We start from the raw sequence: 23,279 nt of genomic DNA, 5'->3' as shown, positions 1-23,279 counted from the left end.
TGCCCCGAAAGCATGAGATTGTTGCCGTTCAAATCATCAACCCATTGATAAATTCGCTAATGTTGCTACTTCCTTCCCTGTCTATTGATGATATGAATGAATTATCGCGATAAAATACCCCCGCCAGGGGTTTCCGGCATGACATCAATTATCTGGAGGAGCCTGATAAAACAATGATCGCTGAACTGTTTACAAATAATGCGCTTAATCTGGTCATTATTTTCGGTAGCTGCGCAGCATTGATTCTGATGAGCTTTTGGTTTCGTCGTGGAAATCGTAAAAGAAAAGGATTCTTATTCCATGCGGTTCAATTTTTAATCTACACCATAATTATCAGTGCTGTCGGCAGCATCATTAATTATGTTATTGAAAATTACAAACTCAAATTTATCACCCCAGGCGTTATCGATTTTATCTGTACGTCACTGATTGCGCTTATTCTGACGGTTAAGTTATTTCTCCTGATTAATCAGTTTGAAAGGCAACAGATAAAAAAAGGTCGAGACATCACCAGCGCGCGGATTATGTCGCGCATCATCAAAATCAGCATTATCGTGGTGATTGTTCTGCTTTATGGCGAACATTTCGGCATGAGCCTTTCTGGCTTGTTGACCTTTGGTGGTATTGGTGGTCTGGCTGTCGGTATGGCCGGTAAAGATATTCTGAGTAACTTCTTTTCCGGGATTATGCTCTATTTCGATCGCCCTTTTAGTATTGGCGACTGGATCCGTTCACCGGACAGGAATATCGAAGGCACAGTAGCAGAAATTGGCTGGCGTATCACAAAAATCACCACCTTTGATAATCGCCCACTGTACGTACCAAACTCGCTTTTTTCGTCCATTAGCGTAGAAAACCCAGGGCGAATGACCAACCGGCGTATTACCACTACCATTGGTTTACGTTATGAAGATGCCGCAAAAGTTGGGGCTATTGTCGAAGCCGTACGTGAGATGCTGAAAAATCACCCCGCTATCGACCAGCGACAAACCTTACTGGTTTATTTCAACCAGTTTGCCGATTCGTCATTAAATATTATGGTCTATTGCTTTACTAAGACCACGGTCTGGGCCGAATGGCTGGCCGCCCAGCAGGATGTTTATTTGAAGATTATTGATATTGTGCAGTCACACGGCGCGGACTTTGCCTTCCCCAGCCAGACGCTGTATATGGATAATATTACACCTCCCGAACAGCTTAAATAACACTCAACAAAACCGGATGACGATAATAATATTCGACATCCGGTTTTATTTATTTCCTCAATTGACCGCAGCCAGAGCGACATTATTCTCACCCGCTTTAAACTGGGCATACTGTTCTTCAGTACCAAAGAAAACTTCTGACTCTGTGCTGTGACCAATGCCCGGCACCTTTTCGTTTCCTGAATATTGCCAAAGTGTCCAGGGATTACGCCCCTCGAGTTTCACACCAGCTTGTCCCCAATACCCCATCCACACCATATACTGGTCGAACCGACTGTCCATGAAATGAGACAAATTATTATGATTGCCATAAAATATTGGTATTTTATGGTAATTTTTATACATCAGGGCAGCAAAACGTAAAATATCATTCCGTGCATTCACCATTCCCGATTTTTTAAAACAAGCCAGTTGGGTTGTATCTTCACCTTCTGGATTCACCAGTAAAATACCGGGAGGCAACATTTTCGGGTCTTCAGGCAGCAGGCTTTTTGCTGTTTCCAGTTGCGCCTCAGGAGTGTGGCAAAAATCAAATTTAAAATAGCCTCCGCGATCAAATTTTGAATCTGCTAATTGCTTCCAGTGAGCCTTAAACGACGAGTCTGGCCCTCTCCAGCCAACCACTCTCACGTAGACAAAACGCGCAGGTGATTTCTCCTGAAACAATTTCCAGTCGATTTCGCCATCGTTAGACGAAATATCATGACCACTGATCGGGTAAATATCCGGTGTTTTGAAGATACGGATATCAGGTCGGTTGGGAATTGCACTTACGGGGCCATAAGGAATTTCAATAGGTGTTATATCTTTGTTCTTTGGTTCATCTGGCGCAGTAGGCGGTTCTTTAATAGAATATGCGGTCTTATCAACATTTGTAAATTCATCTGCATTCCCGGCTGATAATTGTGTTTTTTTATCCAGACGACTGACCGCAGGATCGTTAATAAAGAAGAAACCACCCGGTCCGGCTGGGTTTTCTGTCGCTCCTATCCAGGCATCACTGAGATGTATTCCTTTCCCTTCCTCGTCCAGTTTTTCATTGATTTTTATATATTGGTCGTTCACATAGATAAACAAACTTAATATTCGGGTAATGCCCGCGTAGTATTCCTTTTTACCATCAATTTTTACCATATACGATTTCCCGAAGCGTTCGTCGGCAACGCCATCAGCAACGCCTTTTATAAGGGTATCAAAAAATACACTGCCTTTATCTTTTTCCAGGGAATAAACTTCTGTTTTATCATCACCAGCGGCTATCGCATACGCACCTGGTTTACTATACGCGTTTGAATTCCCTGCGCCATCTGTCATGCCAAAAAGACCTGAACCAAAACAAGCATTAACTAAAGTCAAAACATGGAAATAACGCTTTGCCAGAATGTTGAGTTGAGCATTCAAAGCTGGCATTTCATACATGCCTTTTGAACCATCGATATCTGTAGCATTACTCAAAACAAATGCCGGTGCCTTATCAGAATTACCATTTTGAGTGCCAAAACGCCCATGACCTGAATAAGCAATTAACAAGCGAGCTTTCTTATCAAACATCATCCCTCTGGCAGGGAGATATTCTTTCAGAAAATAATTAATGTTATCCAGTGACGCATCCTGATCTTTCAGTAAAATAACCTCATCAAACTTTTGCCCATTAATAAGAAAATCAGCCATTCTTTGACCGTCTACTGCAGCTGCTGGAATATCTGCATGTAACAGTGGATATTTTGAAATTGAAATAATCAGCCCAATCGCGCGAGTTTTCGCTGCATCCTGATCTGGTATTTTTAATGCATCACTGATACGGATATCCAGTTTACCAGGAGCCTCAGGCCCATAATGGATAAAAAAATGACAATACTCATCAGGAACCATTGCACCATTTTTACAAATATCATCTGCACGTGCATCTGATATTCCATGTGATATTCCGGCAACAAATAGCCCCAGAACCGATATACATAAAGTAAGCCATCGTCTGTTCATAAGTTAAAATTCCTGCACGCCCAAAGTGGTATAAAATTCAGCAATTGGACCTTTATAAATACTGGCATCAAACTTCTTACTCGATCCTAAATTAAGCTGTGCTGCGTCGGTGAACTGCCAGATCGCCCATTTTGTCTGGTTGATTGAACGCGGTGTTTCACTGGCCTGAGCCTGATTAGAGTAATCAGCCAGCCACAGTTTGTGATCTGCAACCTGGGCAAAACTATTTTCCCCACCAACGGCATCTTTCCACCAGGCTCGCGCAGTGTAGATAACCGGTTTACGCCCTAAATCGGCTTCGACCTGTGCGGTAAACGCCTTGATCATCGTTATAATTTCAGCTGGTTTACGCTTTTGCCAACGATCCTTACCCGTTGATGAGTCCACATCCCACTCCACATCCACCGCCGGTGGCATATCCGTTGCGCGTAATCCCCCGTTAGCTTTAATAATTTTAACAAACGTCATCGCCTGCTTGCGTCCCCATGTTTCAGCGTCGTCTGCCGGTGTACCGCTGGAAAGAAAATGATATGCTCCACGGTGTAATTTTATCCCCCGTTCCGTATCCCCGGCCCGTTGCCAGAAACCGGAAAATTCGGGATCGACATAACGCGTTCCTTGACTGGACTTCATATACAGAAACACAGACTTATTTTTTGCCAACAGTTCGATTGGAAAATTCTTACCGTTATGATGGCTGATATCCACTCCAAATAAAGAACTTGGTCGAGGTTGATTTAATACCGAGTCATAAGAGACATCTGTCGGAAATTTAAAGTATTTTTTTACTGCGAACGTGTCATATTCCATTTCACGGGAAAGATCTGATCCCAGGATTTTTACAAATAACTGCTGTCGTGAGAGATCATTAGTTAAGTTTTCCAGTCCTAGTGATGCGGCATCGGGAAGCGGCTCTGCGGCCAGACTAAAAGAAGAATAATGAGAGAGGAATAGAGAGATAACTAACGGAATAGCGGAGGCTTTTTTCATTTTACCACCCCATTTTTAGCTGTGTGTTTATTTTCATATGAAGATGTTTTACAAGTAATGAAATACACTTCACGTTATAAAAAAAGTAAAGCACAGCTTATATTTGGAGTATGTAATACAGCAGGCAAATAAAATTTATGATTAGAGTTTGTACTTAATATAAACTGGAAATTTCACAGTCTCATCTTGAGAGCAATTTTTATAGGGTAAGTTTAAAAAAGAGAGGGATTTTATCGGGGTTGTAAAATCTGGCGCAACTTTTGCGCCAGATGACATCATAATCAATGTTTTACAATATACATAGTCCGGCTATAAGCCACATCTTCCGGGTTATTAATGGGATAACCTTTCAGCCACGGCTTGATTAGCCGTCCATTGGTATATTGATAAATTGGCGCAATCGGTGCTTGCTCCATGAGGATTTTCTCTGCCGTGTTGTAATCGGCGTTGCGTGCTTTAACGGTGTTTTCAGTCGATGCCTGGGCCAGCACTTTGTCGTATGCCGGATTGTTAAAGCGGGAAATATTTCCTGAGTGTGTTGACGTTAACAGTGTCAGGAAGGTTGATGGTTCATTATAATCCCCAACCCACGAGGCGCGGATAACATCAAAATTGCCGGTATTACGACTATCAATATAGGTTTTCCATTCCTGATTTTGCAGTTTGACATCTACGCCAAGATTCTTTTTCCACATCGACGCCACAGCGATAGCAATTTTCTGGTGATTTTCCGAAGTGTTATATAACAGTGTAAGTTTCAACGGTTTCTGTGGGCCATACCCGGCGGCGCTCAACAATGTTTTCGCCTGAGCATTCAGTTCTTCCTGACTCATTTGTTCAAACGGCGAAGGTTCTGGCGTAAATCCGGCAGTAACATCTGGCGTGAAATGCCATGCTGGTTTTTCACCCGTGCCCAGCACTTTTTCCGTCATCAGACGGCGATCAATTGTCATACTTAATGCCAGCCGCACTCGTTGATCTGCCGTCGGTCCTTTTTGCGTGTTAAATGCATAATAATACGTCCCCAACTGTGGCGGCGTGTAAACCTGCCCTGGAATATCCTTCAACAGCTTTTGATACATATTTTTCGGGAAGGATTCAGTGATATCAATATCACCTGCGAGATAGCGTTTAGTGGCAGCAGATTCCTGGTTAATCGGCAAGAAAGTGACTTTTTGCAGCACCGTTTTGGCGTTATCCCAATAATGAGTATTCGGCACAACGACCAGCTTTTCATTAACCACGCGCTCTTTAAGTACATAAGCGCCATTGCCGATCAGATTCCCTGGTTTCGTCCACTCTTTACCACTTTCAACGTTGGCTTTTTGCACCGGGAAGAAAGCAAAGTTAGCCGTTAAATTCACAAACCAGGGCAATGGTTTATCAAGCTGAATTTTCAGGGTATGAGCATCAACAGCGGTGACGCCTAGTTGGTCAGGCGTAGCCTTACCATCAATAATCGCCTGAGCGTTATTGATCCCTGCCAGCGCGGCAAACCAGGCAAACGGAGACAACGTTTTCGGGTTCACCAGACGCTGCCAGCTATAGACAAAATCTTGCGCCGTTACCGGCGTACCATCGGCCCATTTGGCGTTCTCGCGCAGGGTAAAAGTCCAGATACGATTGTCATTACTTTTCCACTGCGTGGCGACACCAGGCACAATCTCCCCTTTCTCGTTTTGATTCACCAGACCTTCAAACAAATCGCGAATGACCTGAATCTCTGGCAAACCCACGGCTTTCGCGGGATCTAACGAAGCTGGCTCATCTTTAATGTGGCGTACCAGCTCTTGCTTCTCTGCCAGTACTGTGCCGCCCGGAACTTCTGCAGCATACGACAGGGAAATGCTGCTGACTAACAGCGCACAACAAGTAACTGAAACAGAGTGCTGCATAAGATACCCTCAAAATGATGTTAAGATTGATGCGTAATTATTTGTTTCTCCTTGAAGAAATGCAAATAACTTCCGGCAAAAAAGTGATAAAGGATCGATAACATATCGTTGTCGAAAAGGATTTGATAATCCGCAAAATTTGCACAACACTGCCTGTAATACTTCTTATATTCGAGACGATTATGACCGTGACCCGCCCGCGCGCCGAACGGGGCGCTTTTCCGCCAGGAACCGAACATTACGGACGTTCTTTATTAGGTGCGCCGTTGATCTGGTTTCCGGCTTCTGCCGCCAGCAGCGAAAGTGGTTTAATCCTGGCTGGCACCCACGGCGACGAAAATTCTTCCGTCGTCACCCTCTCCTGCGCATTACGCACGTTAACACCGTCTCTGCGCCGCCATCATGTCGTGCTCTGTGTGAATCCTGACGGTTGCCAGCTTGGTCTGCGGGCTAATGCCAATGGTGTGGATCTAAACAGAAACTTTCCGGCGGCGAACTGGAAGGAAGGTGAAACGGTGTATCGCTGGAACAGTGCCGCCGAAGAGCGCGACGTGGTCTTGCTGACCGGCGATAAACCCGGCTCCGAACCTGAAACTCAGGCGTTGTGCCAGCTCATTCATCGTATCCACCCCGCCTGGATTGTCTCTTTTCACGATCCTCTGGCTTGTATTGAAGATCCCCGACACAGTGAATTAGGTGAGTGGCTGGCTCAGGCATTTGAATTGCCGCTGGTGACCAGCGTCGGATACGAAACCCCCGGCTCCTTCGGCAGTTGGTGTGCGGATCTGAACCTGCACTGTATTACCGCCGAGTTTCCGCCCATCTCCTCCGATGAAGCCAGTGAAAAGTATCTCTTTGCAATGGCGAATTTACTGCGCTGGCATCCTAAAGATGCAATTCGCCGGTCGTAAACTGTAGCGCCGGCTCCACATCCACCGCCAGCCAGGTCGGTCCATCAAGATCGGCAAAACTGACCTGTGGCACCAATGGTAAAGCGGCACTAATGGCGCGTGAGGTGCACAGCATACAGCCTAACATCAGGCCGAAACCCTGGGCGCGCGCTTCATTCGCCAATGCCAGGGCTTCGGTCAAACCACCCGTTTTATCGAGTTTGATATTAACCATCTCATAGCGCCCTTTCAGCGCCTTCAGATTGCTACGGGTATGACAACTTTCATCAGCACAAATGGGTAACGGATGAATAAAATTCTCCAGCGCCGCATCGTCCTGTGCGGGAAGCGGTTGTTCCAGCATCGCGACGCCTAAATCAGCCAGCAACTGACATCGCGCTGCCAATCCCTCTGCGCGCCAGGATTCATTCGCATCAACAATCAACGTTGCATCGGGTACAGCCGAGCGAATTGCCACCATCCGCTCGCTAATAAGATGGTTATCCAGTTTCACTTTCAGCAATTTCGCCCCTGCTTGCCATAGTGCCACAGCACTGCTGGCCATTTGATCAGGCGTACCGATGACAACCGTCTGTGCAGTGGTAATGGTGTCGGGAAGCGTTATACCGATAAATTCAGCCAGAGTCTGCTGCTGTTTACGTGCACTGAGATCCCACAATGCGCAATCCAGCGCATTACGCGCCGCGCCCGCAGGCAGAATTTTTTGTAATTCTTCACGTGTCAGCCCTTTTTCCAGTTGCGGTACAACACTCATAATTTGCGCCATTACTGAAGCGTCACTTTCACCATAGCGCGGATAGGGAGTGCATTCCCCGGCACCTTTAACGCCATCTTCTTCCAGTTCAACAACTACCACACGCGCTTCACTGCGGCTGCCACGAGCAATTACAAACGGGGTATGTAACGGCCAGGCTTCCTCAAATACCTTTACGGTTCTCATCTTTACTCCTTGTTGCCGCGATGGACTGCGGATTAAGCGCAAATAGCGATTGCTGTGTTATTGACAGTTAGCATAAACTAGGTGTGACGTTAACTATATGTAAACAGGAAAGATAATCATGTCACAAATCGTTCATTTCCAGGGCAACCCGGTTACAGTCGCCAATTCCATCCCGCAAGTGGGTAGCAAAGCGCAGACTTTTACTCTCGTGGCAAAAGATCTGTCTGACGTCACCCTCGGTCAGTTTGCGGGTAAACGCAAAGTGCTGAACATTTTCCCGAGTATTGATACCGGTGTTTGCGCCGCATCAGTACGTAAGTTTAACCAACTGGCGACAGAAATCGACAACACCGTTGTACTGTGTATTTCCGCCGATCTGCCGTTCGCCCAGTCTCGTTTCTGCGGTGCGGAAGGTCTGAACAACGTCATCACCCTTTCCACTTTCCGTAATAGCGAATTTCTGCAAGCTTACGGCGTTGAGATCGCTGAAGGCCCACTGAAAGGTCTGGCTGCGCGCGCAGTTGTCGTAATTGATGAAAATGACAATGTGATTTTCAGCCAGCTGGTGAATGAAATCACCACTGAGCCGGATTACGAAGCAGCTCTGGCGGTACTGAAGGCGTAATTTATTATGCCTGATGGTATTGCGCCATCAGGCATTTTACGTGTTTACTCTTCGCTCTTCTTCTGGCTCAGGCCGTATTCACGCAATTTGTTGGCAATCGCGGTATGTGAAACGCCCAGACGTTTTGCCAGTTTGCGCGTGCTGGGATAATTGCGATAAAGCTGGGTTAACACCGAACGCTCAAATCGACTGGTGATTTCATCCAGCGAACCTTCCATCGCATCTTCACCCACGGCAACGGTTGTCGCGTCATAATCTGGCAGCAAAATGTCTTGTGGACGCAGTTCGTAGCCGTCCAGTTGCGTGAGTGCACGATAGATAGCATTTTTCAACTGCCTCACGTTACCCGGCCAGCCATAACGCGTCAGCACAGTATTCAGATCGGCAGCCAATTTCGGCCGGGGTACTCCCTGCTCGTCAGCAAAGCGGGCGACGAACAATTCGGTTAACGGCATGATATCCTGCGGACAGTCGCGCAGCGGTGGCAGATTCAGCGTCAACACGTTTAGACGATAATAGAGATCTTCCCGAAATACGCCTTTTTGCACCAGCTCAACCAGATTCTTTTGCGTCGCGCAAATCACCCGCACATCGACATGCACTTCGTGATCTTCGCCAACCCGACGGAAAGTGCCGTCATTAAGGAAACGCAGCAATTTAGCCTGCATCCGTGGAGACATCTCACCAATCTCATCCAGCAGCACCGAGCCGCCGTTCGCCTGCTCAAAGAACCCTTTCTTCCCTTCCGGGGCATGTCCAAACAGTTCGCTCTCAACGGCATCTTCCGGGATAGACGCGCAGTTCAGCGCCAGATAAGGTTTACCGGCGCGAGGGCTGGCCTGATGACAGGCATAAGCAAAGAGATCTTTACCTGTACCAGTGTCACCCGTGATCAGCAGTGGCGCGCTTAACATCGCCAGTTTCTGCGCCTGCTCGACAACGTGTTTCATTTTCGGGCTAACGGCGACAATCTGACTAAAGGCGCTGACATCCTGCGCAGCCACATTTTGCAACTGACGCCCCATACGAATCGTCGAGCGCAGCATCACTACCGCACCGGTCAGGACGTGTTGGTCGTGTTCATCCTGCAAATAAACCGGTGTTATCTCCATCAAGAAATTTTGCCCGTTAATCACCACATGTTCGTTATGCGAATCCTGCGGGTCACTCTCCAGCCAGCGTAAAAAATTAAATCCGTTAATCAATTGCGCAGCGGTATGATTGCGTAAACGATCAAGTTTTTGACCAAATAGCTGACAGCTCGCCGGATTCGCCATATCCACTTTGCTTTTCATATCGACAGAAAGCACGGGTTCAGGCAACGCCTCAAGCAATGCGCTCAACGCCAGATGTTCGCGCTCGGAAGGCATCCATGACACAGTGCGCACATCGGTAACACCTGCAATACGGCGAATTTCCGCCATCAGGCTGCTGAAACTGTCAAAATCCAGTTCGGCAAAATTGAGGTAAATCCGCCCGATTGGGTCAATCTCAATACCGCGTAAATCGATGCCTCTTAGAACCAGTAGATCGAGTAATTCGCGGGTCAGACCGAGTCGGTCTTCACAAAAGACTTCCAGACGCATGGGAACCTTCACCTGAGAAAAGAACAATTAATATGATGATATGACACTATTCGAGTGGCAGGAAGATTTCTGTCAACAAAGATTGACACAAAGACGGATTATCGGGCACTTCGGCGTAAAGATATCCGATCAGCACCCGATATTGCGTTATTATTCGCTGGTCGTTTTGCCTTTTTGCAGCGTCTCCTTTACCTGACCGATAAGCTGGCGACGAAAATCTCCCAGGCGAGGTTTGTCATCGTCGATCCACGGCAACGGACGGCAAAGTTCCATAGCTTTTATTCCCAGTCGCGCGGTCAGGAGTCCGGCGCCAATCCCCTGGGCAGCACGTGTCGACAAACGAGCGGCGAGATCTTGTGACATCCAGTCCATCCCCACTTCGCGCACCAGTTCGCTGGCACCGGCAAAAGCGATATTCAGCAATACCAGTTTGAACAGGCGCAAACGGCTGTAATAACCCAGTTCAATGCCATAGAGCGTGGCGATACGATTAATCAACCGCAGATTGCGCCAGGCAATAAATGCCATATCCACCAGCGCCAGCGGGCTGACAGCAATCATCAGGGTAGATTCTGCCGCCGAACGGCTGATTTCTCTACGCGCCTGCGCATCCAGCACTGGCTGAACCAGATGTGCGTACAGACTGACGACTTCACGATCGTTCTGCGTTTCATGGATTGAGGCATACCAGCGTTGCAGCGCCGGATGCGACTGATCGATGCCGGCCTGCTGTGCCAGTTTCTCGCAAAATACGCGCCCCTTACCCGTGCCGTGACTATGCAACAAATCGCGCGCTTCATCGCGTTCGTGCGCACGCTGGCGCAAGCGCCATAAGCGCCGCCACTCTGTTGCCACAGAGCCAACGCCAGCCCCGATAATCAATGCACCAGCCGCACAACCGCCCAGCGCCACCCAGTCCTGAGTTTGCCAGGCATTAATCGTCCACTGCACACCCTGACCAACAACGCTCACACCAAACAGCGCCAGCCCGCCTATGACCATTTTGCGCCACAAACTGCGCTTCGGACGCAGCGCCGCATCCATTACCGCTTCGACTTGCCCATCTTCTTCCGGCGCTTCGTCGAGCGTCGCCGGGGCAAAATTTTGCGCCTGATTTTCATCAAAGGTCTGCTGCGCCTTAAATTTAGGGTTCTGATCGACCTCCAGCGGACCGTCGAAATCAATACGTGGTTTTAACGGTTCGGTCATCGCAATTTATCTCCTATTAAAAATTCCAGCGCGGCATCAAGGCGAATATGCGGCAGCGGTTTATCGACATCCATCACCTGCGGGCGAAACGCTTCAAACTGGAAGCCTTGTTTATCCCAGAACGCCTGACTGGGCAAACGTGCGGGAACTTCACCTGGGTAAACGGTAAGCGGTGCGCCATCGCTCAGTCGATTACCGCGCAGAGCCGGGATTTTCTCACCGTTGACGTCGATGATGCCGCTGGTGGTCGCCTGTACTGAGGCCAGCCCCAGGCAGTCCATGCTGATCCCTTCAAATGCCGCATTTTGCCAGGCATCCTGAATTAGTTGTTGCAGTAATGAAACCATATTGGCGTGCTGATCGATGGTCACATGGTCCGCTTTAGTCGCGGCAAACAGCAATTTGTCGATAACTGGCGAGAATAAGCGCCGGAAAAGTGTACGTTGCCCGTAGTGGAAACTTTGCATCAACTGCGTCAGCGCCAGACGCATGTCATTAAACGCCTGCGGCCCACTGTTCAGCGGTTGCAGGCAATCCACCAGCACAATCTGGCGGTCAAAGCGCAGAAAGTGGTTTTTATAGAACCCCTTCACCACTTTCTCGCAGTAATAATTAAACCGCTCGCGCAGCATTCCGGCGTTGGTATGCTTATCGGCCTGTGCCAGTTTAGACTCGCCCCAGGCATCGACATCCGGCCACGGGAAGAATTGCAGCGCGGGCGCGCCTGCCATATCCCCCGGCAGAACAAAGCGGCCTGGCTGGATAAAGTGCAGCCCCTGCTGTTTGCAGTGGTGAAGATAATCGGTCCACGCGGCGGCGATATCAGCAAGACGGTTTTCGTCGGCAGGCGCTAACGGATCAAGCCCTTCGCACATCATCCGCCATTTTGCCGACCACTCGCCGCGCTGACCATTAAGCAAGCCCGTCATCTGCCGTGACCAGCTTAAATAGTCCTGCGCCAGCATTGGCAGATCGAGTAGCCACTCGCCGGGATAATCCACAATCTCCAGATACAGCGTGGAGGTGTCTTTGAAGTGACGCAGTAGCGAATCGTTCGATTTATAACGCAATGCCAGGCGGATTTCACTGACGCCACGCGTTGGCGTCGGCCAGGCGGGAGGATCGCCGTACAGCTGCGCTAACCCTTCGTCGTAGGTAAAACGCGGAATGCCAAAATCGCGCTGTGGAATACGCTTCACACCCAGCAGGCGCTCTTCACGCACAGCGCTTAACAGCGGCAAGCGTGCTCCTGCATGAATATTGAGCAACTGATTGACCATCGCGGTGATAAACGCCGTTTTGCCGCTGCGGCTAAGTCCGGTTACCGCCAGTCGCAGGTGCCTGTCGACGCCACGATTCACCAGCGCGTTAAGTTCATTTTTGAGTCGCTTCATTGCTGTCCTGTGCCAGAAAGCTGTAGAAAGGATGAGATGCTGGAGATAATAATGTGGGTTAATTTTGATTTATCAAATGAATAAGCGGCGTTATTTACACCGCTCAATAAGTAATTTGTTAACCTTTGACCTTCGGCATCGCAATGTCTTTAAGACCACCGGCGTTCTCAACGTGGGTATATCCCATTTCGTTGAGGATCTCTTTTGCCTGCCCGGACTGGCGTCCGGCGTTGCAATACACTTTAACGGTGTCGTTTTTATCCGGAACGGCGGTGGCAATGCGCTCTTTCACTTCCTTCAGAGGAATATTGATGGCTCCCTGAACGTGTTCTTGCTGATACTGTTCTGGAATGCGAACATCGATCCAGTGTTCAGCGGCAAAAACAGGCAGTGAAAACACCAGCGTCAGCGCAAGTAAGCCTTTTTTAAACATGTAAGCGTCCTTCTATGAATGAAAATTGCCATCCATTATACGCCTGAGATTTAACAATTTTTGCGAAACTCCCCTCACCTTTTATAACGCTGCGCCAGTTTATTGGCAGCCCGACTTAACAGCGGTTCCAGCGCCACAGCCAGCAACATTTTCAGCGGGCGGCGAGCAACAGATTTTATCGCCCAGCCAGCCACGCCCGCCGGGCCGTAGCGCAGTGCGGTAAGAAGAACCAGCTTGCCTGCTAATTTAAAACCAGGCTTCACCTTTTGCCCGGCCTGTTGCCAGCGAATATTCATAACTTTCCTCACAATTGACGGAAACGGCTACGCAGCGTGAAGGTATCGGAAGTGACATAACGTTCCATCTCGCGTAAACGCGTTTCACTGGCCGCCAGTTCACGGTCGACTTCATCCAGCAATTCGCTGCTGGAAGGTTGTTGTTCACCATACGCCATGTTGTCCGGCATCGGGTCAAGGGCAAATGACAAAATGATGTAAGCAACCAGGGTAAATAGCGCCAGGCCGAAGAAAATCGACAGCACCACGAGGATACGCACCAGTTTTACCGGTACATCAAAATAATTAGCAATCCCCGCGCAGACGCCGCGCACCATGCCCTGTTGTGGAATACGCCATAATTTTTTATTGAGATTAATGCCCGCCATTAGCGATCCCTCCAGTTCGGATGTTCTGCATCAAGAATGGATTCCAGCGCCTGAATACGCTCGCGCATCCGTTTTGCTTCATCAGCCAGTTGCGCTAATCGCTGCTGTTCGCTTTGCGACAATTCACCGCGACTGGAGCGGTTGCTGTAATGCAGCCATAACCAGATAGGTAAAACAAACAGCACAAAAATGGTTAACGGAATAGCCAGAAATAGCGCGCTCATAAGTACTCCTTAAAGAATGAGCGGCGGCGCGTTCAGACGCCGCCTTGGTGTTATTATTGATTATCTTGCTTCATTTTGGTTTTTAATTGTGCCAGTTGCTCACTGATTGCATCATCGGCTTTCAGTTCGGCAAACTGATCGTCCAGCGATTTTTGTTTGCCGAAGCTGTGGCTTTCTGCTTCCGCTTCCATCTGGTCGATACGACGCTCGAAAGATTCGAAACGCGCCATTGCTTCATCCAGTTTGCCACTGTCCAGTTGACGACGCACGTCACGCGACGAGTTTGCAGCCTGATGACGCAACATCAATGCCTGCTGGCGAGCGCGAGTTTCGCTCAATTTGTTTTCCAGCTCGCCAATCTCTTTCTTCATACGCTCCAGCGTATCGTCCACCAGCGTCACTTCATGTTCCAGGCTCTTAATCAGATCGGTCAGTTTCTGTTTTTCAATTAGTGCCGCACGCGCCAGATCTTCTCTCTCTTTCAGCAGCGCCAGTTCGGCTTTTTCCTGCCACTCAACTTCACGCGCCGACGCTTGTTCAATACGGCGAGTCAGCTGTTTCTTTTCCGCCAACGCACGCGCCGAGGTAGAACGCACTTCAACTAATGTATCTTCCATTTCCTGGATCATCAGACGCACCAGTTTCTGCGGATCTTCCGCTTTCTCTAACAGAGCGTTGATGTTGGCATTCACGATGTCGGCAAAGCGAGAAAAAATACCCATAATGTTGTCCTCTTGATTTCTTCGTTCAGGATTGTCCTGCTGAACTGTTAATACAATTTGCGTGCCAATTTTTTATCTTTTTGATTTATAAAGATCTGATTGAAGATTCAACAGCAACATGCCAGGATGAATTAGCGAATTACACTAACAAGTGGCGAATTTCATCATGGCAGAATACAAAGATAACTTACTCGGTGAGGCGAACAGCTTTCTTGAAGTGCTGGAACAGGTTTCGCATCTCGCGCCGCTGGACAAACCAGTTTTGATTATTGGCGAGCGCGGCACCGGTAAAGAGCTGATCGCCAGCCGTTTGCATTATCTCTCCTCCCGCTGGCAAGGGCCGTTTATTTCCCTTAACTGCGCGGCGTTAAATGAAAATCTGCTGGATTCCGAGTTGTTCGGGCACGAGGCGGGCGCGTTTACCGGAGCGCAAAAACGCCATCCGGGACGATTTGAACGTGCCGACGGCGGAACGCTGTTTCTTGATGAACTCGCTACGGCACCAATGATGGTGCAGGAAAAATTATTACGCGTAATTGAGTACGGTGAACTGGAACGCGTTGGCGGCAGCCAGCCATTACAGGTCAATGTGCGGCTGGTATGTGCGACAAATGCCGATCTTCCGGCGATGGTCGATGAAGGCACTTTTCGCGCCGACCTGCTGGACCGCCTGGCTTTCGACGTGGTGCAACTGCCGCCCCTGCGCGAGCGTGAAGGCGACATTATGCTGATGGCGGAACACTTTGCCATCCAGATGTGTCGGGAAATCAAGCTGCCTCTGTTCCCGGGTTTTACCGAGCGCGCCAGAGAAACGTTACTGAGCTATCGCTGGCCGGGAAATATCCGTGAATTGAAAAACGTGGTGGAACGTTCGGTGTATCGCCACGGCAACAGCGATTATCCGCTTGATGAGATCATTATTGATCCCTTTAAACGGCGTCCGCCTGAAGACGCTATCGCCGTTTCAGAAACCACCTCTCTTCCGGCATTGCCGCTGGATTTACGTGAGTTTCAGATGCAGCAGGAAAAAGAGTTGCTGCAACTCAGTTTGCAACAGGGGAAATATAACCAGAAGCGCGCAGCTGAGTTGCTGGGGTTAACCTATCATCAGTTCCGCGCATTGCTTAAAAAGCACCAGATTTAGCGGAGTTGGGCAATGTAGCTTGCCGGATAAGGCGATCAAACCTACAAAATCAAGACGCCGTTTGCAGGCCTGATAAACGCAGCGCATCAGGCATTATTGCGTTGGCCTCCGCTTCTGCGTATTAATCCCTCAGCGCATCCTGCAAAATTTTCATGGCCGCATCGAACTGCGTATCCGGGATGGTCAGCGGATACAGGAAACGAATCACGTTACCGTAGGTGCCGCAGGTCAGCAGTAACAGCCCCTGCGCCAGCGCGCGTTGCTGGATTTTCTGCGCAATCGCCGCCGACGGCTCGCCCGTTTGCGGGTCGTTAAACTCTGCCGCAATCATTGACCCCAGACCGCGTACCGCAGCAATTGCCGGAACGCTTTCTTTAGCCTCAATCAGCGTTTGCGTCAGGCGCAGACCAAGTTGATTCGCACGGTCGCAAAGGGATTCTTTGTCGATAATGTTGAGCACTGCGTGCGCGGCAGCCACCGCCAGCGGGTTCCCAGCGTAGGTGCCACCAAGCCCGCCCGGCGCTGGCGCGTCCATAATGCTGGCGTTACCGACCACACCCGAAAGCGGCATCCCACCCGCGAGGCTTTTCGCCATCGTCATTAAATCGGGCTTGTCAGCATAATGATCCATGGCAAACAGTTTACCGGTACGCGCAAAACCGCTTTGCACTTCATCAGCAATCATCACAATGCCGTGCTCATCGCACAGGCGGCGAATGGCAGAAACCAACTCTTTTGGCGCCACGTTGAAACCGCCCTCGCCCTGCACCGGTTCGAAAATAATCGCCGCGACTTGTTTCGCTTCGATGTCTGATTTAAACAAGCGTTCGATGGCGTCGAGGGAATCTTGCGTCGAAACGCTATGCAAATCTGACGGATACGGCACGTGATAAACCGAACCGGGGAACGGGCCAAAGCCAATTTTGTACGGTGCGACTTTTCCGGTTAACGCCATGGTCATATACGTGCGACCGTGGAAGCCGCCGCTAAACGCAATCACGCCAGGGCGTCCGGTATGGGCGCGAGCAATTTTCACCGCGTTTTCCACCGCTTCCGCGCCGGTAGTGAAGAACGCGGTTTTGGCCTGCCCGCTCACCGGAGCAAGGGCGTTGATTTTCTCCGCCAGGGTGACGTAGCTTTCGTATGGCACAATCTGGTACGCCGTGTGGGTAAACTGTTGCAGTTGCTGTTCCACCGCTGCCACCAGTTCAGGATGGCGATGTCCGGTGTTCAGCACCGCAATGCCTGCTGCGAAATCGATGTACTCGTTGCCCTCAACATCCTTCAGCGTGGCGTTTTCTGCCGACTGGGCGAAGAAGTTACACATTACGCCAACCCCGCGCGGAGTGGCAGAGAGACGACGCTGATGGAATTCATTGTTGCTCATGTTTCACACCTTTTGACTCTTCACTGTTAATCGGAAATTAAACGCCCAGACGATCGCGCAGGCTGTAATAGGCTGCGCCCATCGCGGTAAACGGCACGCGCAGCGTGCGCCCGCCGGGGAACGGGTAATGCGGCAGATTGGCGAACGCGTCGAAACGCTCGGCATCTCCGCGAAGCAGTTCAGCAATTAAACGCCCGGCGAGATGGGTACAGGTCACGCCGTGGCCGCTGTAGCCCTGCATGTAGTAAATGTTTTTATCGAGGCGGCCAAACTGTGGCATACGCGACAGGGTCAGCAGGAAGTTGCCCGTCCAGCGGTAATCAATTTTCACTCCCTGCAACTGCGGGAAGGTTTTCAGCAGTTTCGGCACCACAAGGCGCTCAACGTCATCCGGGTCACGCGCACCGTACACCACGCCGCCGCCGTACAGCAGGCGGTTGTCAGCAGTGAGACGATAGTAATCAAGCAGATAGTTACAGTCTTCGACACAGTAGTTTTTCGGGATCAGCGAACGGGCTAAATCATCGGAAAGCCGCTCGGTGGTGATTACCTGCGTGCCGCACGGCATACTGCGCTTCGCCAGTTCCGGCTCCACTTTATCGCCCAGATACGCATTCCCGGCGACAATCACATACTTCGCCGTCACCTGGCCTTTAGCAGTGCGCACAACGGCTGGCGTGGTGTGCTGGATCTGCGTCACCGCAGAAAGCTCATACACGCGTCCGCCGTTCAGACGAATTGCGTCCGCTTCGCCAATGGCGAGGTTCAGCGGGTGAATATGCCCACCGCTGTGATCCAGCAGCGCACCGGTGTAGCGATCGCTGGCAACTTCGCGGCGAATGGCACTGGCGTCCAGCAGTTCCAGTTGTTTATTACCGTAGCGTTCCCAGTTCTCTTTCTGCTCTTCGAGCGTGGCGAGCTGTTTATCATTCATCGCTACAAACAAGCCGCCGGGGCGGTAATCGCAGTCAATCTGATAACGTTTGATACGTTCGCGGATGATCTCTCCGCCTTCGAACATCATGCTGCCGAGCATACGGGCGGTGTCCATGCCGTAGCTTTTTTCAATAACGTCGATGTCACGGCTGTAGGAGTTCACAAGCTGGCCGCCGTTGCGTCCGCTGGCGCCAAAACCAATGCGTGAGGCTTCCAGCACCACCACATCAAAGCCCGCTTCCGCCAGATGCAGCGCGGAGGAAAGCCCGGTATAGCCGCCGCCGACCACGCAAACATCACAGGTGATTGACTCATTCAGCGTGTCGAAAGGCGCATATTTATTCGCACTGGCGGCGTAATAACTACTGGTATGTTCGGTCATTTCAGGCCTCCAGGCTTATCCAGATGGTTTTCAGTTCGGTGAATTTTTCAAGGGCGTGCAGGGATTTATCGCGACCGTTGCCGCTCTGCTTATAACCGCCAAACGGTACGGTCATATCGCCATCGTTGTAGTTATTGACGAAGACGGAGCCGGCTTTCAGGCGGCGGCTCATGCGGTGTGCGCGGGAGAGATCGCGCGTCCATACCGCCGCACCGAGGCCGTACTGGCTGTCGTTGGCAAGCTGTAGCGCCTGGTCTTCTGATGTGAAACGCGTAACCACCAGCACTGGGCCGAAAATCTCTTCGCGACTTAAGGACGCATTCGGGTCCACATCCACAAAGATGGTCGGGCCGATGGCCGCAGCCAGTTCAGCGTTGCGACCATCCAGCAGCAGTTGCCCTTTGCCTTCACGAATAAAGGTGTGTACCGAGTCAGCGTGAGCACAGTCGATTAACGTGCCCATCGTGGTTGCAGGATCAAGCGGATGCCCTGGCTGCCAGTTTTGCGCCTGCTGTTTTAACAGGGCTAAGAATTCATCGGCGATACTCTCTTCCAGCAATAAACGGGTTCCGGCGATGCACACCTGGCCCTGGTTGTAGAAGATACCTGCGGCTGTCGCGCTCGCCGCTTTTTGCAAATCCGGGCAGTCGGCGAAAACGATGTTGGCGCTTTTACCACCTGCTTCCAGCCAGACGCGTTTCATGTTGCTGTCGCCTGCGTCTTTCAGCAGTTGTTTCCCGGTGCGGGTTGAACCAGTAAAGGCGATGGCATCGATATCGTTATGACGCGACAGCGCCTGCCCGGCTTCATGACCAAAACCAGTTACCACGTTCAACACGCCATCCGGCAGACCGGCTTCTTTCGCCAGCCCGGCAAGGCGAATCGCACTGAGCGGCGATTTTTCGGACGGTTTCAGGACAACACTGTTACCTGCTGCCAGCGCCGGGCCGAGTTTCCAGCAGGTCAGCAGCAGCGGGAAGTTCCACGGTACAATGGCGGCAATTACGCCGACCGGTTCGCGCACAATCATCGCCAGCTCATGGCAACTGGTGGTAGCGACTTCGCCGTAAACTTTATCGATAGCTTCGGCGTACCAGCGAATGGCGCGCGCCGCGCCGGGAATATCATCACGCAGGCTGTGACGAATCGGTTTACCGGTGTCGAGGGTTTCCAGCAGCGCCAGTTCTTCCGCGTTGGCTTCCATTAAATCGGCGAGTTTATTCAGTACCACTTTGCGTTTAGCCGGAGAAGAGAGCGACCAGTCGCCGCGTTCAAATACGTTGCGTGCCGCGCTCACCGCGCGGTCAATATCGGCGCTTTTACCGCGCGCAATATTCGCCAGCGGTGCCTGGGTGACCGGATCAATAGTTTCAAAGGTTTCGTTTTCCGCCGCAGCGGTATATTCACCGTTAATAAATAAGCGGGTTTCAATGGCGAGACTTAACGCTTTATCCTGCCAGTAAGCCAGATGATGAAAATTCATTATGACTCCTGTTTCACGTCTATCAGATATATGCAGTTTGTGAACGTCAGGGCGCAGAGATCCCCGGGCCGTATGCCCGTTTATTTCTGGCGACATTCTTTATAGATTGCCGGGCGCATTGCGCTTACCCGGCTTACAGAACAAAAAGATTAAAACGTGGTGGGGGTATGGGCGCTGATAATCCGGCAAATACCTGCCGACGTATTGCTGAAACTGTGCGGGATGCCGGTATTAATGGCATAACTTTGCCCCGCGACGAGGTGATAATCCTGTCCATTAATGGTCAGAACAATTTCACCTTCCAGTACAGTGCCTATTTCCTCACCCTGATGCTTAATTCTTTCCCCAGTGGTTGTGCCCGGCTGGTACGTTTCAAAGATCATCGCCAACGTGCGATTCGGGTTACCGTTATGCACCAGCTTCATTGACACACCCTGACTGCCCATTTCAATTAAGTCGTCCTGATTAATGACGACCTGCGGCTCATCAGGTTTCTCCGGCTCGGAAAAGAATTCCGAGAGTGACAGTCCATACACTTTCAGCAGCTTTTGCAGCGTACTGATGGCAGGGCTGACTTTATCCTGTTCTATCGTACTTATAGCACTGTGAGTCAGCCCGGAGAGTTCGGCGGCACGACGTTGTGAAAGCCCCTGCTGCTGGCGGATTTCCGACAAGCGTTTTCCTGGCGCCAGTCCCTCATCACTCATATTTGCATTTCCTTAACTGTAGTGGTCAGAGTCGCTGTTTTTCAGCGATATGGTTCTGACAAGCGGTGATAAAGCCCTCGAACAATATACGCGAAAGCGCATACTCGCTACTGTTCCATTCCGGGAGCCACTGTACGCCCAGCGCGAAAGGATGATTGATGACGCTAACCGCCTCAACTAAGCCATCCGGCGAGCGAGCTTCCACACGTAACCGTGGGCTAACAACCTTCGCCCCTTGTCCATGCAGAGAGTTTACCCAAAAGTTGCTACATTCAGGTAACAACGCAGACAGTAATCCCCCCTCTTCAACCTGAACTTCATGCGACGGCGCATATTGCTGCTCCACCGGCAGTTCGGGATCTTCCCGATGTTCCAGTAGCTCAGGCTGTTCGCACAACTTGCGATGCAACGAGCCACCTGTTGCCACCACCATTTCCTGTAACCCCCGGCAGATGGCGAAAATGGGGATGCGCCTTTCGAGTGCGGCGTTAATTAACGCCATGCTCAGAAGATCACGCCCGGGATCGGCGTCAGGCTCATCGCCGTTTTCACCATATAGGTGCGGCTGCACATTGCTGGGGCTACCAGGAAGATAAATACCGTCAAGTTTCGGCAGAAGTTGTTCAAGTAAGGACGGTTCCGCCAGCGCATGGGGCAGCGCAATCGGCAACCCCCCCGCGTGAATGATGGCATTCAGGTACTTTTCTTGCAGAGTCTGGGTCTCATGACCCTTAAGCCTGTTCCTGCACATTACGACACCGATAACAGGATTGTTCATTATATTTTCCATGCTCAATCTCACAAAGTGGACTAAATTATCGCCATTACTGCGGTTTAAATGACCTTTCTGTTCAATATTTTTTCAATCTAGCAGTGAGTTTTCTTTTTTGCAAACTCAATTTAACATTTGACAAACATTTAGTTTGCATACAGATTCGAAGAGTGGTCATTATATTTTACGCTCTGATAACGAGTGGAAAACAAAACCAAAGGCGAAGAATCATGGAAACCAATATCGTTGAAGTAGAGAACTTTGTTCAGCAGTCAGAAGAGAGGCGGGGTAGCGCCTTTACGCAGGAAGTGAAACGCTACCTGGAACGCTACCCTAATACGCAATATGTTGATGTTTTACTTACCGATCTTAATGGCTGTTTTCGTGGAAAACGCGTCCCCTTCTCCAGCCTGAAAAAACTGGAGAAAGGATGCTACTTCCCGGCTTCGGTGTTTGCGATGGATATTCTGGGCAATGTGGTAGAAGAAGCTGGGCTAGGACAAGAAATGGGCGAACCCGATCGTACCTGTGTCCCCATTCTCGGTTCTTTGACCCCTTCCGCTGCCGATCCTGAGTTTATTGGTCAAATGCTTCTGACCATGGTCGATGAAGATGGCGCTCCCTTTGACGTTGAGCCGAGGAATGTACTCAACCGCCTGTGGCAACAGCTACGCCAGCGCGGATTGTTCCCGGTCGTAGCGGTAGAGCTGGAGTTCTATTTACTGGATCGCCAGCGCGACGCCGAAGGGTATCTGCAACCGCCCTGCGCGCCAGGCACCGATGACCGCAATACCCAAAGCCAGGTCTACTCTGTCGATAACCTCAACCACTTCGCCGATGTGCTCAATGATATTGATGAACTGGCGCAATTACAGTTGATTCCGGCAGATGGTGCGGTCGCCGAGGCTTCGCCAGGTCAGTTTGAAATCAACCTCTACCATACCGATAACGTGCTGGAAGCCTGCGATGATGCATTAGCCCTTAAACGCCTGGTGCGCTTGATGGCGGAAAAGCATAAGATGCACGCCACTTTTATGGCGAAGCCGTATGAAGAGCACGCGGGCAGCGGGATGCATATCCATATCAGTATGCAAAATAATCGTGGCGAGAACGTGCTGTCTGACGCGGAAGGCGAAGATTCGCCGCTACTGAAAAAGATGCTCGCCGGGATGATCGACCTGATGCCGTCATCAATGGCATTGCTGGCGCCGAACGTGAACTCATATCGCCGCTTCCAGCCAGGCATGTATGTGCCGACGCAGGCATCGTGGGGTCATAACAACCGAACCGTTGCCCTGCGTATTCCGTGCGGCGATCGCCATAACCACCGCGTGGAGTATCGCGTGGCGGGTGCCGATGCCAACCCGTATCTGGTGATGGCGGCGATTTTCGCCGGTATTCTGCACGGTCTTGATAACGAGCTGCCGTTGCAGGAAGAAGTCGAAGGTAACGGGCTGGAACAGGAAGGATTACCCTTCCCGATTCGCCAGAGCGATGCCCTGTGGGAGTTTATCGAAAACGATCACCTGCGCCACTATTTAGGCGAGCGTTTCTGTCATGTGTATCACGCCTGTAAAAATGATGAGCTGTTGCAGTTTGAGCGCCTCATCACAGAAACAGAAATTGAGTGGATGTTGAAAAACGCGTAGTGCCCCCTTGCGGGGGTTGTCTCATCGGCCTGAGCGGA

The 23,279-nt window shown here is 50.5% G+C and carries 22 protein-coding genes; 5 read left to right on the top strand and 17 right to left on the bottom strand.

The features are described 5' to 3' along the window. The first annotated feature begins 173 nt into the window (after nucleotides 1-173). Nucleotides 174-1,205 carry a low conductance mechanosensitive channel YnaI gene (gene ynaI / locus BEG40_RS16945; RefSeq protein WP_000559884.1) on the top strand — a complete coding sequence of 344 codons (1,032 nt, stop codon included), beginning with the start codon at nucleotides 174-176 and terminating at the stop codon, nucleotides 1,203-1,205. 57 nt (nucleotides 1,206-1,262) lie between these two features. Here the strand turns inward: ynaI and BEG40_RS16940 are convergent, their stop codons facing one another. From BEG40_RS16940 to mppA, 3 genes are all read right to left on the bottom strand, one after another. Further along, a complete protein-coding gene (locus BEG40_RS16940) occupies nucleotides 1,263-3,188 on the bottom strand; it encodes a GH25 family lysozyme (protein WP_105285802.1) in 1,926 nt (641 codons plus the stop codon). Between the two features lie 3 nt (nucleotides 3,189-3,191). Further along, entirely contained in the window at nucleotides 3,192-4,178 is a 987-nt protein-coding gene (locus BEG40_RS16935) for a glycoside hydrolase family 25 protein (RefSeq protein WP_105285801.1), read from the bottom strand. Between the two features lie 281 nt (nucleotides 4,179-4,459). Next, entirely contained in the window at nucleotides 4,460-6,073 is a 1,614-nt protein-coding gene (gene mppA / locus BEG40_RS16930; protein ID WP_105282427.1) for a murein tripeptide ABC transporter substrate-binding protein MppA, read from the bottom strand. A gap of 182 nt (nucleotides 6,074-6,255) precedes the next feature. On the opposite strand from mppA, the gene mpaA reads away from it, so the two are divergent. Further along, nucleotides 6,256-6,984: a murein tripeptide amidase MpaA gene (mpaA, locus tag BEG40_RS16925; RefSeq protein ID WP_010344731.1), complete on the top strand. Its 729-nt coding sequence runs from the start codon at nucleotides 6,256-6,258 to the stop codon at nucleotides 6,982-6,984. Here mpaA and ycjG read toward each other — a convergent pair. Further along, nucleotides 6,959-7,924, bottom strand: coding sequence for an L-Ala-D/L-Glu epimerase (gene ycjG, locus BEG40_RS16920; protein WP_105285800.1), 966 nt, complete (start codon nucleotides 7,922-7,924; stop codon nucleotides 6,959-6,961). The genes mpaA and ycjG overlap by 26 nt on opposite strands. Before the next feature lie 118 nt (nucleotides 7,925-8,042). On the opposite strand from ycjG, the gene tpx reads away from it, so the two are divergent. Further along, the gene (tpx, locus tag BEG40_RS16915) at nucleotides 8,043-8,549 is read left to right on the top strand and encodes a thiol peroxidase (RefSeq protein ID WP_000078459.1); all 507 of its coding nucleotides are present in this window, start codon (nucleotides 8,043-8,045) and stop codon (nucleotides 8,547-8,549) included. A 44-nt stretch (nucleotides 8,550-8,593) separates the two neighbouring features. Here the strand turns inward: tpx and tyrR are convergent, their stop codons facing one another. From tyrR to pspA, 8 genes are all read right to left on the bottom strand, one after another. Beyond that, nucleotides 8,594-10,135 (bottom strand): transcriptional regulator TyrR, encoded by a 1,542-nt coding sequence (gene tyrR, locus BEG40_RS16910; RefSeq protein ID WP_010357009.1) that lies wholly within the window; start codon nucleotides 10,133-10,135, stop codon nucleotides 8,594-8,596. 150 nt (nucleotides 10,136-10,285) lie between these two features. Next, entirely contained in the window at nucleotides 10,286-11,344 is a 1,059-nt protein-coding gene (locus tag BEG40_RS16905; RefSeq protein ID WP_105285799.1) for a YcjF family protein, read from the bottom strand. Then, on the bottom strand, nucleotides 11,341-12,738 hold the full coding sequence (locus BEG40_RS16900; RefSeq protein ID WP_000825802.1) for a YcjX family GTP-binding protein: 1,398 nt from the start codon (nucleotides 12,736-12,738) through the stop codon (nucleotides 11,341-11,343). The genes BEG40_RS16905 and BEG40_RS16900 overlap by 4 nt, the downstream gene beginning before the upstream one ends. Nucleotides 12,739-12,856: 118 nt before the next feature. Further along, nucleotides 12,857-13,171, bottom strand: coding sequence for a thiosulfate sulfurtransferase PspE (pspE, locus tag BEG40_RS16895; protein WP_000473120.1), 315 nt, complete (start codon nucleotides 13,169-13,171; stop codon nucleotides 12,857-12,859). A 74-nt stretch (nucleotides 13,172-13,245) separates the two neighbouring features. After that, complete coding sequence (gene pspD, locus BEG40_RS16890; protein ID WP_001469239.1) at nucleotides 13,246-13,467, bottom strand: phage shock protein PspD; 222 nt, start codon at nucleotides 13,465-13,467, stop codon at nucleotides 13,246-13,248. An 8-nt stretch (nucleotides 13,468-13,475) separates the two neighbouring features. Continuing rightward, nucleotides 13,476-13,835, bottom strand: coding sequence for an envelope stress response membrane protein PspC (gene pspC, locus BEG40_RS16885; protein ID WP_000907390.1), 360 nt, complete (start codon nucleotides 13,833-13,835; stop codon nucleotides 13,476-13,478). Next, nucleotides 13,835-14,059: an envelope stress response membrane protein PspB gene (gene pspB / locus BEG40_RS16880; RefSeq protein WP_001274965.1), complete on the bottom strand. Its 225-nt coding sequence runs from the start codon at nucleotides 14,057-14,059 to the stop codon at nucleotides 13,835-13,837. The genes pspC and pspB overlap by 1 nt, the downstream gene beginning before the upstream one ends. A 53-nt stretch (nucleotides 14,060-14,112) precedes the next feature. After that, complete coding sequence (pspA, locus tag BEG40_RS16875; RefSeq protein ID WP_105285798.1) at nucleotides 14,113-14,781, bottom strand: phage shock protein PspA; 669 nt, start codon at nucleotides 14,779-14,781, stop codon at nucleotides 14,113-14,115. A gap of 166 nt (nucleotides 14,782-14,947) precedes the next feature. Between pspA and pspF the strand changes: the two genes are divergently transcribed. Continuing rightward, nucleotides 14,948-15,925 carry a phage shock protein operon transcriptional activator gene (pspF, locus tag BEG40_RS16870; protein ID WP_016231730.1) on the top strand — a complete coding sequence of 326 codons (978 nt, stop codon included), beginning with the start codon at nucleotides 14,948-14,950 and terminating at the stop codon, nucleotides 15,923-15,925. A 121-nt stretch (nucleotides 15,926-16,046) separates the two neighbouring features. Here pspF and puuE read toward each other — a convergent pair whose 3' ends face one another. The 5 genes from puuE to puuD all read right to left on the bottom strand — a co-directional run bounded on the left by puuE (nucleotide 16,047) and on the right by puuD (nucleotide 21,610). Beyond that, entirely contained in the window at nucleotides 16,047-17,312 is a 1,266-nt protein-coding gene (puuE, locus tag BEG40_RS16865; protein WP_105285797.1) for a 4-aminobutyrate transaminase, read from the bottom strand. 37 nt (nucleotides 17,313-17,349) lie between these two features. After that, nucleotides 17,350-18,630 (bottom strand): gamma-glutamylputrescine oxidase, encoded by a 1,281-nt coding sequence (gene puuB, locus BEG40_RS16860; RefSeq protein WP_000134879.1) that lies wholly within the window; start codon nucleotides 18,628-18,630, stop codon nucleotides 17,350-17,352. Between the two features lies 1 nt (nucleotide 18,631). Further along, nucleotides 18,632-20,113 (bottom strand): aldehyde dehydrogenase PuuC, encoded by a 1,482-nt coding sequence (gene puuC, locus BEG40_RS16855; RefSeq protein WP_105285796.1) that lies wholly within the window; start codon nucleotides 20,111-20,113, stop codon nucleotides 18,632-18,634. 149 nt (nucleotides 20,114-20,262) lie between these two features. After that, complete coding sequence (puuR, locus tag BEG40_RS16850; RefSeq protein WP_001278727.1) at nucleotides 20,263-20,820, bottom strand: HTH-type transcriptional regulator PuuR; 558 nt, start codon at nucleotides 20,818-20,820, stop codon at nucleotides 20,263-20,265. A 25-nt stretch (nucleotides 20,821-20,845) separates the two neighbouring features. Then, nucleotides 20,846-21,610 carry a gamma-glutamyl-gamma-aminobutyrate hydrolase gene (gene puuD, locus BEG40_RS16845; protein ID WP_105285795.1) on the bottom strand — a complete coding sequence of 255 codons (765 nt, stop codon included), beginning with the start codon at nucleotides 21,608-21,610 and terminating at the stop codon, nucleotides 20,846-20,848. Nucleotides 21,611-21,822: 212 nt separating this feature from the next. Here puuD and puuA point away from each other — a divergent pair, with 212 nt between their 5' ends. After that, nucleotides 21,823-23,241 (top strand): glutamate-putrescine ligase, encoded by a 1,419-nt coding sequence (gene puuA, locus BEG40_RS16840; protein WP_000449634.1) that lies wholly within the window; start codon nucleotides 21,823-21,825, stop codon nucleotides 23,239-23,241. Nucleotides 23,242-23,279: the final 38 nt, after the last annotated feature.

The organism is Escherichia sp. MOD1-EC5495 (assembly GCF_002965965.1).
GTDB lineage: Bacteria > Pseudomonadota > Gammaproteobacteria > Enterobacterales > Enterobacteriaceae > Escherichia > Escherichia ruysiae.
Note: the sequence above shows the minus strand (reverse complement) of the source record. Positions and strands in the feature narration are given on the sequence as shown.